This is a genomic window from Amycolatopsis jiangsuensis (assembly GCF_014204865.1).
Taxonomy (GTDB): domain Bacteria; phylum Actinomycetota; class Actinomycetes; order Mycobacteriales; family Pseudonocardiaceae; genus Amycolatopsis; species Amycolatopsis jiangsuensis.
In genome coordinates, this window is record NZ_JACHMG010000001.1 from 4,175,101 (window position 1) to 4,190,593 (window position 15,493).

The 15,493-nt window shown below is 69.4% G+C and carries 16 protein-coding genes; 10 read left to right on the plus strand and 6 right to left on the minus strand.

The features are described from left to right. Positions 1–7 precede the first annotated feature (7 nt). Positions 8–322, plus strand: a complete 315-nt coding sequence (locus BJY18_RS18395) for a gas vesicle protein K (protein ID WP_184781146.1) — start codon at positions 8–10, stop codon at positions 320–322. 515 nt (positions 323–837) lie between these two features. Here the strand turns inward: BJY18_RS18395 and BJY18_RS18400 are convergent. Continuing rightward, positions 838–1,818, minus strand: a complete 981-nt coding sequence (locus tag BJY18_RS18400) for an aldo/keto reductase (protein WP_184781147.1) — start codon at positions 1,816–1,818, stop codon at positions 838–840. After that, entirely contained in the window at positions 1,815–2,216 is a 402-nt protein-coding gene (locus BJY18_RS18405; protein WP_184781148.1) for a MerR family transcriptional regulator, read from the minus strand. Before BJY18_RS18405 ends, BJY18_RS18400 begins: the two co-directional genes overlap by 4 nt. Positions 2,217–2,341: 125 nt before the next feature. Between BJY18_RS18405 and BJY18_RS18410 the strand changes: the two genes are divergently transcribed. Then, complete coding sequence (locus tag BJY18_RS18410; RefSeq protein WP_184781149.1) at positions 2,342–2,968, plus strand: TetR/AcrR family transcriptional regulator; 627 nt, start codon at positions 2,342–2,344, stop codon at positions 2,966–2,968. A 111-nt stretch (positions 2,969–3,079) separates the two neighbouring features. Here the strand turns inward: BJY18_RS18410 and upp are convergent, their stop codons facing one another. Both upp and BJY18_RS18420 read right to left on the minus strand, forming a co-directional pair. Further along, positions 3,080–3,703 carry a uracil phosphoribosyltransferase gene (gene upp / locus BJY18_RS18415; RefSeq protein WP_184781150.1) on the minus strand — a complete coding sequence of 208 codons (624 nt, stop codon included), beginning with the start codon at positions 3,701–3,703 and terminating at the stop codon, positions 3,080–3,082. Between the two features lie 136 nt (positions 3,704–3,839). Beyond that, positions 3,840–4,292, minus strand: coding sequence for a protein-tyrosine phosphatase family protein (locus tag BJY18_RS18420; RefSeq protein WP_184781151.1), 453 nt, complete (start codon positions 4,290–4,292; stop codon positions 3,840–3,842). Between the two features lie 107 nt (positions 4,293–4,399). Here BJY18_RS18420 and BJY18_RS18425 point away from each other — a divergent pair, with 107 nt between their 5' ends. The 5 genes from BJY18_RS18425 (at position 4,400) to BJY18_RS18445 (ending at position 9,763) form a co-directional block, all read left to right on the plus strand. Next, positions 4,400–5,023, plus strand: a complete 624-nt coding sequence (locus tag BJY18_RS18425) for a DUF1707 SHOCT-like domain-containing protein (protein WP_184784697.1) — start codon at positions 4,400–4,402, stop codon at positions 5,021–5,023. Between the two features lie 105 nt (positions 5,024–5,128). Then, positions 5,129–6,310 carry a serine hydrolase domain-containing protein gene (locus BJY18_RS18430; RefSeq protein ID WP_184781152.1) on the plus strand — a complete coding sequence of 394 codons (1,182 nt, stop codon included), beginning with the start codon at positions 5,129–5,131 and terminating at the stop codon, positions 6,308–6,310. Between the two features lie 139 nt (positions 6,311–6,449). Beyond that, a complete protein-coding gene (gene deoC / locus BJY18_RS18435; protein WP_184781153.1) occupies positions 6,450–7,424 on the plus strand; it encodes a deoxyribose-phosphate aldolase in 975 nt (324 codons plus the stop codon). Position 7,425: 1 nt separating this feature from the next. Next, positions 7,426–8,859, plus strand: coding sequence for an aldehyde dehydrogenase family protein (locus tag BJY18_RS18440; RefSeq protein ID WP_184781154.1), 1,434 nt, complete (start codon positions 7,426–7,428; stop codon positions 8,857–8,859). 37 nt (positions 8,860–8,896) lie between these two features. Further along, positions 8,897–9,763: an aldehyde dehydrogenase family protein gene (locus BJY18_RS18445; protein WP_184784698.1), complete on the plus strand. Its 867-nt coding sequence runs from the start codon at positions 8,897–8,899 to the stop codon at positions 9,761–9,763. A gap of 210 nt (positions 9,764–9,973) precedes the next feature. Here BJY18_RS18445 and BJY18_RS18450 read toward each other — a convergent pair whose 3' ends face one another. Beyond that, the gene (locus BJY18_RS18450) at positions 9,974–10,534 is read right to left on the minus strand and encodes a DUF4232 domain-containing protein (RefSeq protein WP_184781155.1); all 561 of its coding nucleotides are present in this window, start codon (positions 10,532–10,534) and stop codon (positions 9,974–9,976) included. A 260-nt stretch (positions 10,535–10,794) separates the two neighbouring features. Continuing rightward, a complete protein-coding gene (locus BJY18_RS18455) occupies positions 10,795–11,427 on the minus strand; it encodes a TetR/AcrR family transcriptional regulator (protein WP_184781156.1) in 633 nt (210 codons plus the stop codon). A 200-nt stretch (positions 11,428–11,627) separates the two neighbouring features. Between BJY18_RS18455 and BJY18_RS18460 the strand changes: the two genes are divergently transcribed. From BJY18_RS18460 to BJY18_RS18470, 3 genes are read left to right on the plus strand one after another with little or no spacing between them, the layout of a single operon-like run. Next, entirely contained in the window at positions 11,628–13,076 is a 1,449-nt protein-coding gene (locus tag BJY18_RS18460; RefSeq protein WP_246458911.1) for a cytochrome P450, read from the plus strand. 10 nt (positions 13,077–13,086) lie between these two features. Then, positions 13,087–14,268 carry a cytochrome P450 gene (locus tag BJY18_RS18465; RefSeq protein ID WP_184781157.1) on the plus strand — a complete coding sequence of 394 codons (1,182 nt, stop codon included), beginning with the start codon at positions 13,087–13,089 and terminating at the stop codon, positions 14,266–14,268. Positions 14,269–14,279: 11 nt separating this feature from the next. Next, positions 14,280–15,482, plus strand: coding sequence for a cytochrome P450 (locus BJY18_RS18470; protein WP_184781158.1), 1,203 nt, complete (start codon positions 14,280–14,282; stop codon positions 15,480–15,482). Positions 15,483–15,493 lie beyond the last annotated feature (11 nt).

Sequence of the window (15,493 nt, forward strand, 5' to 3'; positions counted from 1 at the left end):
AGCGCCGATGCACGAGCCCGAACCCGGAGCCACCCTGCGCGACGTCGCCCGCGCCGTGCCCGCCCGCATCGAAACAGACCCGGACTCGGTGGAACGAGATCTGATGAAACTGGTCCTGACGATCATCGAACTGCTACGCCAGCTCATGGAACGCCAAGCCTTGAGGCGAGTCGAGGAAGGCGGGCTGACCGAATCAGCAGAAGAACGTCTCGGACTCACCCTGATGCTGCTGGACCAACGCCTGACGGAACTGCGCGAGCGTTACGACCTCTCCGCCGCGGACCTGAACCTCGACCTCGGCCCTCTGGGAACCCTGCTGTAGCCCGGTTTCCGTACCCGACCAGGCGGCAACGCCCCGCGCCCGCCGCCGGACGGCCCACTGTCACGCCGCCCGCTCCCGCACGGCCCAGCTCCGCATCGACCACTGCCGCACGGCCTACTCCTGCACCATCCGCTACCGGACGACCCACTCCTGCAACGCCCACCATCGGACCCCCGCGCCCATGCCACCCGAGACGAAGCGCCGCCGCACGGCCCACCTCCGCACCGGACGAAGCACCAGCACGAGCACATGGCCGAAGCCCGGATACGCCACCGTCCCCACGGCAGCACACCGGATCTTCCTGCAACGCCCGAGCCCCCGGCCGGCGCTGCCACCGCCACCCGGCAACGCTGGCCAGCGACGCTGTCGCCCGACGACACGCCTGCCCGCCAACGCTGGTGGCCAACGGCACTACCCAGCCGCCACTACCGTCCACCAGCGCTGTGGCCCAAGGTGCGGTGGTGCCTCCCGGCGGCACTACGGTTCACCAGCGCCGCGACCCGCAGGTACGGTGACTACCTCCCCGCGGCACGGGCGAGGCGTTCCGGGTAACGGGCTCCGGCCACCGCGTCGGACGGGGCGGCCTGTTCGATGGCCGCCAGGTCCTTTTCGGACAGTTCGAGCTCCGCGGCCGCGACGTTCTCCTCCAGGTACTTGCGCCGCTTCGTACCCGGGATCGGGACGACGTCCGGTCCCTTCGCCTGCACCCAGGCCAGCGCCAGTTGCCCTGCGGTCACCTTCTTCTCCGCGGCGAGCGTCCGGAGCGCGTCCACGATCGCCAGGTTCCGCTCGAAATTGCCGTCGGCGAACCGGGGCATGGTGCGGCGCACGTCGTCGTCCGGCAGGTCCTTCAGCGACGTGACCGCGCCAGTGAGGAAACCGCGGCCGAGCGGCGAGAACGGTACGATTCCGATGCCGAGCTCCCGGCAGGTGCCCAGGATTTCGTCCTCGATGCCCCTGGTCCACAACGACCACTCACTCTGCAACGCGGCGACCGGGTGCACGGCGTGGGCCCGGCGGATCGTTGCGGCGCCGGCCTCCGAAATGCCCGCGTGCCGGATCTTCCCGGCGTCGGCGAGTTCGGCGAGCGCGCCCCAGGTCTCCTCGATCGGCACGTCCGGGTCGACCCGGTGCTGGTAGTAGAGATCGATGTGGTCCACCCCGAGCCGCCGCAGCGACTCGTCACAACACTGCTTCACATAGGCCGCGTCACCGCGGGCGGTCATTCCGTCCTCGGTCCAGACGATGCCGAACTTCGTCGCCAGCACCAGCTCGTCCCGCCGGCCCGCGATCGCCCGGCCGACCAGCTTCTCGTTCTCCCCCGCGCCGTACACGTTCGCGGTGTCGAACAGCGTCACCCCCAGGTCCAGCGCCCGGTGCACGGTGGCGATCGACTCGTCGTCGTTGTCCCGGACGCCGTAGGCCTGGCTCATCCCCATGCAACCCAGTCCCTGGGCGCCGACTTCCAGTCCGCCGATTTTTCTCGTGCCGATCACGCAGAGATCTCCTCCAACGCCGGCGCCTGCCCGAAGGCCTTGCGCTCGATCTGGTCGTAATTGCTGATCTTGTAGTCCAGAATGTCCAGGCACCCCTGCAGCTCGGTGATCCGCTCCGCCACCGACTGACGCTGCTCCACGAGGATCGCCTTGCGCCGTCCGGCACTCGCGACGCCGTGGCTGCGCAGTGACGCGTATTCCCGCATGCTCTTGATCGGCATCCCGGTCAGCCGCAGTTTGGTGAGGAACCCGAGCCAGGTGAGGTCGTCGTCGGAGTACGCTCGCCGCCCGGCGGAGTCCCGGGCGGGCGGATCGAGCAGCTTGATCCGCTCGTAGTACCGAAGGGTGTCGATCGACAGGCCGCTACGTCGCGCCGCTTCCGCTATCGAGTAGCTCATACGCTCGACAGTACGACCTGGAGCGCGCTCCAGGTCAACTCTCCTTTCCCAGGTCCCTCCGCACCGGGTGACGTGCCCCGGCGCTGGGCTCGCGTTTGATAACAACGTCGCGTTACGCTCGGCCGATGCCTCGGCCCCGCACGCACGACGAAGCGCTCCGGCTGAAATTGCTCGACCGGGCAGGCGAGCTGATCTCGCGCGACGGCCCGAAGGCCCTGTCCCTGCGCAAGCTGGCGGCCGACGCCGGTACTTCCACCACCGCGGTCTACTCGCTCTTCGGCAGTAAGCCCGACCTGGTCAACGCGCTGTACGTGGAAGGCTTCCGCCGGTTCGGCGCACGGCTGACCGGCATCACCCGCACCGGCGACGCCGTGACAGACCTCGTCCGCCTCGGCATCGCCTACCGGGACAGCGCACTCGCCGACCCGCATCTGTACGCGATCATGTTCACCCGCTCGGTACCCGGCTTCGAACCGAACACCGAGGCCGAACGCCTCGCCCGCGCCACCCTGGAACCCCTCGAACAGATCGCGCGCGACGGCGTGACGTCGGGCCAGTTCGCCGACGTCGCACCCGAGCTGATCACGGTCAGCTCATGGGGCCTCGTGCACGGTCTGGTCTCCCTGGAGATGGCCGGCACTCTTCCGCCGGAGTTCAGCGCGCCGGGCTCCTATGAGAAAGCCTTGCACGCCAACGCTTCCGGCTGGCTCCGCAGCGCGCCCGCGGCAACCTCCACCGCTCCCCCGGGCTGACCGGCCGGCTCGGCAGCACGCCACCGCACCCGCTGTCCTCCCCAGTAGGCAGCGCAGCACCGGACCGGGCTGTCTTCCCGGCTCGGCAGCGCGCGACCGCACCCAGCCGGTTCAGACCGCGCCGTACTGCCGGTCACCCGCGTCGCCCAGGCCGGGCACGATGAACCCGGAGTCGTTGAGCCGCTCGTCGACGCTCGAGGTGACCACTCGTACCGGCAGCCCGGTCTGTTCCAGGTGCGCGAGTCCTTCCGGTGCGGCCAGCGCGCAGATCGCGGTGACATCCGTGGCGCCACGGTCGGTGAGCAGCCGGATGGTGTACTCCATGGATCCGCCCGTGGCCAGCATCGGATCGAGCACCAGCACCGGCCGATCGGCGAGCGTCTCGGGCAACGACTCCAGGTACGGCGTCGGCTTGAGCGTCTCCTCGTCACGGGCGAGGCCGACGAACCCCATCTGCGCGTCCGGGATCAGCTTGTGCGCCTGGTCGGCCATTCCGAGGCCGGCCCGCAGCACCGGCACCAGCAACGGCGGACTGGCCAGCCGGTAGGCCTCGGTGCGAGCGACCGGCGTGTGGATGCGCTCGGTGCGCACCGGAGCTTCGCGAGTGGCCTCGTACACGAGCATCACGGTCAGTTCGTGCAGCGCGGCCCGGAACGCCGCACTGTCCGTCCGCGCGTCACGCATCGTGGAAAGGCGGGCCTTGGCCAGCGGGTGATCGACGACGTGCACATCCATGCCGCACAATTTAGCTGCCACGCCGGGCCACCGCCGTCGCGCACGGACCCCGGCAGCAGAAGCCGGCTCGGAGCCTCCACTCGCCGCCGGACCACACCGACGCCGCCACCGCGCCAGGCACCTCACCGACGGTTCGTCAGTGCGGTACGCCGGAGTTCGCGAACCACCGGATCCAGCGCTGTTGCCAAGGAGTCTCGACGGCGCGTCCGTTGTAGTTCTCACGTACCCAGGTCACGGCCTCGTCCGGACCGAGGCCGCCGAGCGTCGCCAGGCATGCCAGCGCTGTGCCGGTGCGGCCGACGCCGCCGTGGCAGGCCAGCTCCACGGCCTCGCCCGCGGCGGCGCGCGCGTGCAGCGCCCGGAGGTCACGCCGGGCGGCGGCCCAGTCCAGCGGCAGCAGGAAGTCCGGCCAGCGAATCCACTCGTGGTCCCAGTGCAGGCTCGCCTCGTGTTTCGCCCGGAGGCGCCGCGAACCGAGGTACAGGCCGAAGACCGGTTCCGGGCCGGGCGGCCGCGGGTGCCGGAGCCCGCGCGGACGCACCGCGGCACCGTCGGGGAGTACGAGGGTTCCTGCCGATCCTGACGCCATCGGCTCATGATGGCCCCTAACCGTCGTCGAACCGACCCCAGACCGTCCACGACCGAGCTAGGCTGCCGCGGGTGAGCGAAGACCCAGCCCTTCCGGGCCCGGACCAGATGCGGATTTCGGACGCCGACCGCGAACAGGTCGCGCAGGTACTGCACCAAGCGCTTTCCGAAGGCCGCATCACCATCACCGAGCTCGAGGAACGGCTCTCCACCGTCTACGCGGCCAAGACCTTCGGCGAGCTCAAGCCGGTGACCGCCGATCTGCCCGGCACCGCCGGCGCCCCGTCGACCGCGCTGCAGCCGGCCTCCGGCCGGGCGCTCGGCCTGCCGGACAACCGAGTGGGCGGGCACCCAGGGTCGGCTGTCTCGGTCGGCGTCATGTCCGGGGCCGTCCGCAAGGGCAGCTGGGTACTGCCGCCGCAGCACACCAGCTTCGCGTTCTGGGGCGGGGCCGAAATCGACCTGCGCAACGCGCGCTTCGCGGAGAAGCAGTGCACGATCACGGCCGTCGCGATCATGGGCGGTATCGAGATCACCGTGCCCGACGACATCAACGTGGACGTGACCGGCATCGGACTGATGGGCAGCTTCATGCTGGAGGACAAGTCGGATGCGCCGCCCGCCCCACCGACCGCGCCGACCGTGACCATCAACGGGCTCGGATTCTGGGGCGGCGTCGTCGTGTACCGGAAGCCGGCCGCACCGAAGGACGCTCCGCGGATCGAGTCCTGACCTTCCTCGCGCGGGGGCAGCTCGACTTGCCAACCGCGCGAGGTCCCGGTACCACCGGGGTGAGCCCGGCGAGGGGAGCCGGAGCCGGACCCTTGGGGGAAGAACATGCGTTTCGTTCGTGTCGTGCTGTGCCTGCTCACCGGTGCCGCGCTGGTCACCGCGGCCCCGGCGCACGCGGCGCCGGACCGCCGCCAGGCGGCACTCGACGCCGCGGTGGCCGCCGGAATTCCCGGGATGACCGCGGTCGCCCCGGACTGGCGAGGCTCGGCCGGCCGGCAGGTGCTGGACCGGCGCGGCACGCCAGACCCCAGCGGACAGTTCCGGGTCGGCAGCGTGTCGAAGACGTTCACTGCCACGGTGGTTCTGCAGCTCGTGGCCGAGCACCGGCTCGGGCTCGAGGACGTGGTCCAGCAGCGGCTGCCCGGCCTGCTCCCCTATCCGGAGCCCATCACGGTGCGCCAGCTGTTGCAGCACACCGCCGGCGTGCCGCGGGACCTGCCGCTCGAACACAGCTGGGCCACGGCCGAAGAACTCGACACCGAGCGGTTCGTGCACTTCGACGACGAGCGCGCGGTGCGGCTCAGCACCACACAACCGCTGCTGTTCGCGCCGGGCACCGGTTGGGCGTACTCGAACACCGGTTACAACATCCTCGGGCTGCTGGTCGAACACGTGACCGGCAAGCCGCTGGCCCGCGTGCTCTACGAGCGGATCGCCCGCCCGCTCGGGCTGCACAGCACCTTCCTCCCGGGCGACTTCCCGTTCGTGCCGCGGCCGGCGGCACACGGTTACGAACAGGCGTACCCAGCGCCGCACCCGCTCACGGACGTGACGACCTACAACTATTCGCGCTACCTCGGCGCCGGCCAGCTGATCTCCAGCGGCCCCGATCTCAACCATTTCCTCAGTGCCCTTCTCGGCGGACGGCTGCTGCCGCCCGCGCTCCTCGACGCGATGAAGACGACGGTGCCCGGCGTCGACACCACCACCGGCCTCGACGAAGGCTTCGACTACGGACTCGGGCTGATGCGCGTCGACCTGACCCCGCTGTGCGGAAAGCCGACCGTGGTCTGGGGCCACGGCGGGGACGTGCCGGGCTTCAACACCCTGAGCTTCAAGGAACAGTCCGGCCCGCTCCAGGTGACCACGCTGGCCACCCTCGATCTGACGGCGAACACCGAACAGGCGGGCCTCCGGCAGGTACCGATGGTCAGCGAGTTCTGCGCGTTCACCCCGCGTCCGAAGGCCACCGGGGCCCCGGAGCGGCTGTTCCGCCTCACACTCTGATGACTCCGGTCTACACCCGGGGCGGGCCGCTCGGGAGGCCCGAACCGAATCTGTGGACAACTCGGCCGTCTTCGCTCAGTCATCCACAGATTCCGGTGAGTGACCCGGCACGGGCCGTAGCGCACATACACTCAGCGGTATGACAGCTACCACCAGCCCGTCAGCGACGCCGGACACCCCGGCGGAGCTGGCGGACGTGACTCGCGACGACGCGAGCTTGCGGCGGTTCCTGCACGGGCTGCCCGGCGTCGACCAGGTGGGTGTCGAGCAGCGCGCGGCGGGGCTCGGCACCCGGAGCATCAAGAAGGAGGCCAAGCGATGGGCGATCGACACCGCCATCTCGATGGTCGACCTGACCACGCTCGAAGGCGCCGACACCCGCGGTAAGGTCCGTGCGCTCGCGGCCAAGGCGCTGCGGCCGGACCCGGAACGGCAGGACTGCCCGCGGGTGGCCGCGGTGTGCGTGTACCCGGATCTGGCGCAGACAGCCGTCGAGGCGCTCGCGGGCAGCGCGGTGCACGTGGCGAGTGTGGCCACCGGGTTCCCGTCGGGACGCACGAGCCGGGCGGTGAAGCTGGCCGACACGCGGCTCGCCGTCGAGGCCGGCGCCCACGAGGTCGACATGGTGATCGACCGCGGTGCTTTCCTCGAGGGCCGGTACATGGGCGTGTTCGAGGAGATCCGCGCGGTCAAGGCGGCCTGCGGCGAGGCGCATCTCAAGGTGATCCTGGAGACCGGGGAGCTGGCCACCTACGACAACGTGCGCCGGGCTTCCTGGCTCGCGCTCCTCGCCGGAGGCGATTTCATCAAGACCTCCACCGGCAAGGTGTCGCCCGCCGCCACGCTCCCGGTCACGCACGTGATGCTGCAGGCGGTGCGCGACTGGTTCACGCGGACCGGGCAGCTGCGCGGGGTGAAGCCCGCGGGCGGGATCCGGACCACCAAGGACGCGATCAAGTACCTCGTCGCGGTGCACGAGGTCGCCGGCGAGCAATGGCTCACCCCGGAGCTGTTCCGGTTCGGGGCCTCCAGCCTGCTCAACGACCTGCTGCTGCAGCGCCGCACCCAGGTGGACGGCCACTACAGTGGCCCTGACTACGTGACGGTGGACTGACATGGGCATCTTCGACTACGCGCCCGCACCCGAATCGCGCGCCATCGCCAACCTCAAGGACCACTACAAGCCATTCGTGGACGGCGAATTCGTGGACGGCTCGGGGGAACCGCTCAAGACGGTCAATCCGGCCACCGAGGAGATCCTCGCGGAGGTCGGCACCGCGTCGGCGTCCGATGTGGACACCGCGGTACGGGCGGCCCGCCGCGCCTACGACACAGTCTGGTCGAAAATGCCGGGCGCGGAACGGGCGAAGTACCTCTTCCGCATCGCCCGGCTGATCCAGGAACGCTCCCGCGAGCTGGCCGTGCTGGAATCACTCGACAACGGCAAGTCGATCAAGGAGTCGCGGGACTCCGACGTTCCCACCGCCGCCGCGCACTTCTTCTACCACGCCGGATGGGCCGACAAACTCGGTTACGCCGGCTACGGCCCGGATCCGAAGCCGCTCGGAGTGGCCGGCCAGGTCATCCCGTGGAACTTCCCGCTGCTGATGCTGGCGTGGAAGATCGCACCCGCGCTGGCCACCGGCAACACCGTCGTGCTCAAGCCGGCGGAGACCACGCCACTGACCGCGCTGGTGTTCGCCGACATCTGCCGGCAGGCCGAGCTGCCGCCGGGCGTGGTGAACATCCTGCCCGGCGCGGGCGACATCGGTGCGTCCATTGTGGAGCACCCGGACGTGGACAAGATCGCGTTCACCGGCTCCACCGAGGTCGGCAAGCTGATCCAGCGCACGGTGGCGGGCACCCGCAAGAAGCTCACCCTGGAACTCGGCGGCAAGGCGGCGAACGTGGTGTTCGACGACGCTCCGCTCGACCAGGCCGTGGAGGGGATCGTCAACGGGATCTTCTTCAACCAGGGTCACGTGTGCTGCGCCGGATCGCGGCTGCTGGTGCAGGAGTCGGTCGCCGAGGAGGTGCTCGACAAGCTGCGCCACCGCGTTTCCACGCTGCGGCTGGGTGATCCGCTCGACAAGAACACCGACATCGGCGCGATCAACTCGGCAGAACAGCTGGCCAAGATCCACGGCCTCGTGGAGTCCGGTGACGCCGAGGGCGCGCAGCGCTGGACGAGCCCGTGCCCGGTGCCCGACCGTGGGTTCTTCTTCGCGCCCACGGTGTTTTCCGAAGTACACCAGTCGATGCGGATCGCACGCGAGGAGATCTTCGGACCGGTGCTGTCGGTGCTCACCTTCCGCACCCCGGAGGAAGCGGTCACGAAAGCGAACAACACCCCGTACGGGCTGTCCGCCGGAATCTGGACCGAAAAGGGCTCACGCATCCTGTGGATGGCCAACCAGCTCCGCGCGGGAGTCGTCTGGGCCAACACGTTCAACCGCTTCGATCCCGCCGCACCGTTCGGCGGCTACCAGGAATCCGGGTTCGGCCGGGAAGGCGGACGTACCGGCTTGGAGGCGTACCTCAGTGTCTGATTCGACAGCATCCGATTCGGGAGTGTCCGGTTCCCGGGTGTCCACGCGGATTTCCGTGGCGAAGACCTACAAGCTCTACGTGGGTGGCAAGTTCCCGCGGTCGGAGTCCGGCCGGGTCTATCCGGTGACCGACGCGGCGGGCACGTTCCTGGCCAACGCGGCGCACGCGTCCAGGAAGGATCTGCGGGAAGCCGTGGTGGCCGCGCGCAAGGCTTTCCCCGGCTGGTCGTCGGCGACCGCGTACAACCGGGGACAGGTGCTCTACCGGGTGGCCGAGGTGCTGGAGGGCCGCCGCGACCAGTTCACCGCGGAGGTCGCGGCGTCCGAAGGGCTGTCGGCCGAGCAGGCCGGAGCGCGGGTGGACACGGCGATCGACCGGTGGGTCTGGTACGCCGGGTGGACGGACAAGATCGCCTCGGTGCTCGGCGCGGCCAATCCCGTTGCCGGACCGTACTTTTCGTTCACCGTCCCGGAGCCGACCGGGGTGGTCGGGGTACTGGCGCCGCAGGAGTCGTCACTGCTGGGGCTGGTGAGCGTGCTGGCGCCGGTGCTGGCCACCGGATCCACGGCCGTGGTCGTGTCGAGCGCGGACCGGCCGTTGCCGGCGATCACGCTGTCGGAAGTGCTGGCGACGTCGGATGTTCCGGGCGGGGTGGCGAACATCCTCACCGGCCGGGCGTCGGAACTGGGGTCGTGGCTGGCCTCGCACGGCGACGTGAACGCACTCGACCCCACCGGCGCCACACCGGACGAGCGCGTGCACCTCGCCCAGGAAGCGGCGGGCACGGTGAAGCGAGTCCTCACCGTCCCGGATGCCGAACCCGACTGGACCACCGAACCCGACCTGAGCCGGCTGCGGCGCTACCTGGAGGCGAAGACGGTCTGGCATCCACTGGGAGTATGAGCCGGCAGCGGATCGAGCTGGCAGCTCGGCTCGGCTCGGCTCGGCTCGGCTCGGCTCGGCTCGGCTCGGCTCGGCTCGGCTCGGCTCGGCTCGGCTCGGCTCGGGAACAGTCTGTTGTAGACAGTTAAGGGCGGGTGGCGCCCCCTGGCACCACCCGCCCCGGTGTCGTGCGCGTCCCGGTGTTGCGTGTCCCGGTGTCGCGCGCCGTGATTACACCGTCGGGGCGACGCCCCGAGTCATTGCGCCGACGTCGATGGTGTGGCTGCCCTCGTTGGCGTCGACCGCGCCGAGGTTCCAGTCGACGAGCACGTTCGGGTTGATGTAGTCACCGTGCTGGTTGGAGTCCGACGGCGCGGTCACGGTGACACCGTTCGGGGTCTGCTGTTCGTCGCCGCCCGCGATGGCGGTCCAGTGCAGCGGCACGTAGGCCGACGAACCGTTGGAGATGGCCACGGCGGGCGCGTCGGCCCGTGCCTGGTTGTCGATCAGCACGTTGTCCGCGCCGCTCAGGGAAACGTCGAGATTGCCAGGAAGGTAGCAGCGCTCGCCCTGGTTCGCGGTGAACTGCAGGGCGGCGTAGCGGTTGCCCGCGCCGGCGTCGCCGGGCACCAGCTTGGTGGTGAACTGGTTCGCCGTGCAGGCGAAGACCGTCGGCTCGCCACCGGCCGGTGCGGCGCTGGCGCTGGTCGCGAAGCAGGCACCGGCCCCGGCGGCGACACCGGCGACGGCGAGGGCGGCGGCGGTACGGCGAACCGTCGTGCGAATGGTCATGGGTTCTCCCCTTTTCCTCGATGACCGGACGGACTTTCCTCCGGTGACAGGCGATCGGCCGGTGATTCATCCACCGTGATCGCTCTCAACCGGGAAGACGCCCACGGCCGCACTCGGATGCCCGCCTGTGACATCACTCCCCGTGAAGCAACCCGTTCGGGCTTCACACGTCCGAACGTACGGAACTACAAGGAACTGCAAGGAAACCTTCGACTCGCCACGCTCTGGAAGCGCCGAGCGCAGACGACACTGCTATCGGGTCAACGGAGGTCGTCGCGGCCGAGGGGGCGGCCGGGCAGCTCGCTACCGGGCTGGGACTGCAGGCCGTCGATCATGATGGCGACGCACCGGGCCGTGGACATCTCCGCGAGGTCCTTCTGCCGGGACGGAAGCCGGCGGAGCAGGACGGCGAACAGCAGCGCCACGTCGCCGGCACCGACGTCCTTGCGGAGATGCCCCTCGTCCTGGGCGGCGCGGACCAGGGATTCCACCTCGGTGAGCAGGTCCTGGCGCAGCCCGGTGATGGTGGGGTCCTCGCGGACGATCTCCTGCGCCCGCAGCGACAGCATCGCCAGCTGGAGCGACAGCTGCAGTTCCACCGACTGGTAGAGCAGACGGACCAGGGCACTCCAGGCAGTCGGCTCCTCCGCCACGGCCGCGTGGGCGTCGTTCAGGACACGGGCGAAGTTGTCCACCGCCACCGCGCTGATCAGGGCGTCCCGGTCGGGGAAACGCCGGTACAGCGTGCCCACGCCGACGCCGGCCGCGCGGGCGATCTCCTCCATCGGGACCTCGGGGCCCTGTTCGGCGAAGATCGCACGGGCGGCGGCGATGATCTGGTCGCGGTTTCGCCGAGCATCCGCGCGTAGTGGCGTGTGCGGGTCCGCACTCATCCCGATCATCCTCCCAGTCCACACGCCTGCGGCGTGCGCAGGGATTCTCGCACGCCTCGAACGGCACACTCCGGACAGTAATTGTCACCCCGTTGCTAGTGGACGACGATCGTCCACTTCGGTACCGTGGGCAGTGAACCGGAATGTAATCCTCCACATTCGTTCCGTAACGGTGCATTTCCACCAAAAGGGGTCCCACCATGACCGAGGTCGCCGCATCCGAGCTCGCCGGAACCACACCGGCCGGAACCGCGCCCGAAGTGCCCACCTCACCGACCACCGACGCGGCCACACTCACCGCAGTCGGCACCTCCGAGGCCGGTACCACCGACGCCAGCACCTCCGCCGCGGGTACCACCGACGCCGGCACCGCCGCGGCCGGTTCGGCGGCGGCCACCTGCCCGGTCGCGCACGGAACCGGCAGGCCGGAACAGTCCGGTGGCGACGCCGTCGAGCCGGAGCCTGCCGACTTCCCGCTGGTGCGGAGCTGCCCGTTCGCGCCCCCGCCGGAGTACCGGGAGTACGAGCAGGCCCGGGCGAAGCTGGTCGAGCTGCCCAGCGGACAGCGGGCCTGGGTGCTGGCCAAGTACGAGGACGTGCGGGCCATGCTGAACGATCCGCGGTTCAGCTCCGACCGGTTCAACCCCGGCTATCCGATCCTCTTCCGCGACGGGGCCCAGCGGCGGCGGACGAACCTCACGCCCTCGCTGATCAACCTCGATCCGCCGGTGCACGGCCCGGCGCGACGGGAGGTCGTCGGCGAGTTCACGGTGAAGCGGATGAAGGCGCTGCAGCCTCGGATCCAGGAGATCGTGGACACGCACCTCGACGCGATCCTGGCCGGAAACCAGCCTGCCGACCTCGTCACCGCGCTGTCGCTGCCGGTGCCGTCGCTGGTGATCTGCGAACAGCTCGGTGTCCCCTACGCCGACCACGACTTCTTCCAGCAGCACAGCTCGATGATCCTCAACCGGGACGTGAAGTCGGACGAGCGCGCCGACTCGGTCGAGGCGTTGCAGGACTACCTCAGCGAACTGGTCTCCACCAAGGAGGCCGCGCCCACCGACGACCTGCTCGGGCGCCAGATCGAGAAGAAGCGCGAGGAGGGCACCTACGACCACGATGACCTGGTCAGCCTGGCCTTCCTGCTGCTCATCGCCGGACACGAGACCACAGCCAACATGATCTCGCTCGGCACCGTCGCGCTGCTGAGGAATCTCGACCAGCTCGCCCTGATCAAGGAGGACCCCGGCAAGACCCTCGACGCGGTCGAGGAGCTGCTGCGGTACTTCACCATCGCCGAGTTCGCCACTTCGCGGGTGGCCAGGGAGGACGTGGAGATCGCGGGCGTCACGATCCGCGAAGGCGAAGGCGTGCTCGGGCTCAGCCACGCGGCCGACTTCGACGAGACCGTCTTCCCCGAGCCGGACCGGATCGACATCACCCGCGGCGGACGTCACCACGTCGCGTTCGGCTTCGGCGCGCACCAGTGCCTCGGCCAGAACCTCGCGCGGATGGAGCTGCAGATCGTGTTCGACACACTGTTCCGCCGGATTCCGACGCTGCGCCTCGCGGTGCCGTTCGAGCAGCTGCCGTTCAAGCACGATTCGTCCATTTTCGGCCTGCACTGTCTGCCGGTCACCTGGTGAGGAGCCCGCGATGACGACCATGGAAGAGCTCCCCGCGCTGCGCACGTGCCCGTTCGCTCCGCCGGCGCAGCACACCCAGGCGGCGCTGCGCCCGGTCCGGCTTCCCCGCGGCGAGCAGGCGTGGCTGGTCTCCCGGCACGAGGACGTGCGGCAGGTGCTGAACGATCCGCGATTCTCCGCCGACCGGCTCCGCCCGGACTTCCCGGTGCTGATCAAGGGCGGCAGCACGCTCCGCCGCGAGGAAGAACGCACCATGCTCGCGATGGACGCGCCGCAGCACGGCCCGGAGCGCAAGGCGACGCTCGGCGAGTTCACCGTCAAGCGGGTCAACGCCTTGCGGCCGCGGATCCAGCAGATCGTGGACGGCCTGATCGACGACATTCTCGCGACCGGCGGAGAAGTCGACCTGGTCGAGAAGCTGTCGTTGCCGGTGCCGTCGCTGGTGATCTGCGAAATGCTCGGGGTCTCCTACGACGACCACGACTTCTTCCAGCACAACACGACCCGGCTGATCAACCGCAACACCAGCCGGGAGGACCGGGACGACGCGCTCGACCGGCTGCGGGCCTACTTCGACCGGCTGCTCGCGGAGAAGGAGGCCGACCCGGGTGACGACCTGCTGAGCAGGCAGATCGCGAAGCGCCGCGCGGAGGGCACCTACGACCGCGGCAAGCTGGTGAGCCTCTCGTTCCTGCTGCTCGCCGCGGGCCACGAGACCACGGCGAACATGATTTCGCTCGGCACCGTCGCGTTCCTGCGCCACCCGGACCAGCTCGCCATGATCAAGGCCGCGCCGGAGAAGACGCTCGACGCGATCGAGGAGCTGCTCCGCTACTACTCCATTGTGGACACCACGGCGCGGATCGCCAAGGAGGACGTGGAGATCGGTGGCTCGCTAGTCCGTGCCGGCGAGGGCGTGGTGCTCACCACCTACGCCGCCAACTGGGACCCGGAGGCCTTCGAGGAGCCCACGGAGTTCGACATCGAACGCGGGGCACGCCACCACGTCGCCTTCGGCTTCGGCCCGCACCAGTGCCTCGGCCAGAACCTCGCCCGCGCCGAGCTCCAGATCGTCTTCGACACCCTGTTCCGCCGCATCCCCACCCTCAAGCTCGCCACGTCGTTCGACGACCTCGCGGTCAAGGACGACGCGGTCATCTACGGCCTGTACGAGCTGCCCGTCACCTGGTGAAGGAGAACGCGATGACCACCACCGAAAAGCCGGCGATGCCGGTGTCGCGCACGTGCCCGTTCGCGCCGCCGGAGCAGTACACGCGCATGCGCGAGGACCAGACGCTCACGCAGGTGAAGATCGCGAACGGCAAGCAGGCCTGGGTCGTGACCCGGCACGAGGACGCCCGGCGCGTACTGGGCGACAGCCGGTTCTCCTCGGATCGGTTCAACCCGGGCTTCCCGTTCCTGTCGGACGGCGGCAACCCGTTCCGCGGGAACCAGGAGCGTTCGATCATCTCGATGGACGCGCCGGAGCACGGCCCGGCCCGCAGGTCCGTGCTCGGCGAATTCACCGTGAAGCGGACCAACGCCCTGCGGCCGCGGATCCAGGAGATCGTGGACAGCCTGATCGACGATCTGCTGGCGCGAGACGGCACAGCGGACCTCGTGGAGACGCTTTCCCTGCCGGTACCTTCACTGGTCATCTGCGAACTGCTCGGCGTGCCCTACGAAGACCACGATTCCTTCCAGGAGAACACGTCGAAGGCCTTGCGGCTCACGGTCCCGTTCGAGGAACGCAGGGAAGCGATCGACCGGATACGCGATTACCTCGACGATCTCGTCACGGCGAAGGAGGCCGATCCGGGCGACGACCTGCTCGGGCGGCAGATCGTGAAGCTGCGCGCCGAAGGCACCTATCGGCACGAAGCACTGGTCTCGATGGCTTCCCTGCTGCTGATCGCCGGGCACGAGACGACCGCGAACATGATCTCGCTCGGGACCATGGCGCTGCTGGAGAACCCGGACCAGCTCGCGAAGATCAAGGCCGATCCCGCTCGGACGCTCCCCGCGATCGAGGAACTGCTGCGGTACTTCACCATCGTCGACACCGTGACCGCACGGGTGGCGACCGAGGACGTCGAAATCAGCGGAACCACCATCCGGGCCGGTGACGGCGTGATCGTGCTCGGGTACCCGGCGAACTGGGACCCGGAGGTCTTCGAGTCCCCGGAACAGCTGGACTTCGAGCGCGGAGCACGCCACCACGTCGCCTTCGGCTTCGGTCCCCATCAGTGCCTCGGCCAGAACCTCGCGCGTGCCGAGCTGCAGATAGTCTTCGACACCCTCTTCCGCCGCATCCCGACCCTGAAGCTCGCGAAGCCGGTGAACGAGCTGCAGTTCAAGGTCGACACGTCGATCTACGGCATGTACGAGCTGCCCGTCACCTGGTGAAGGAGAACGCG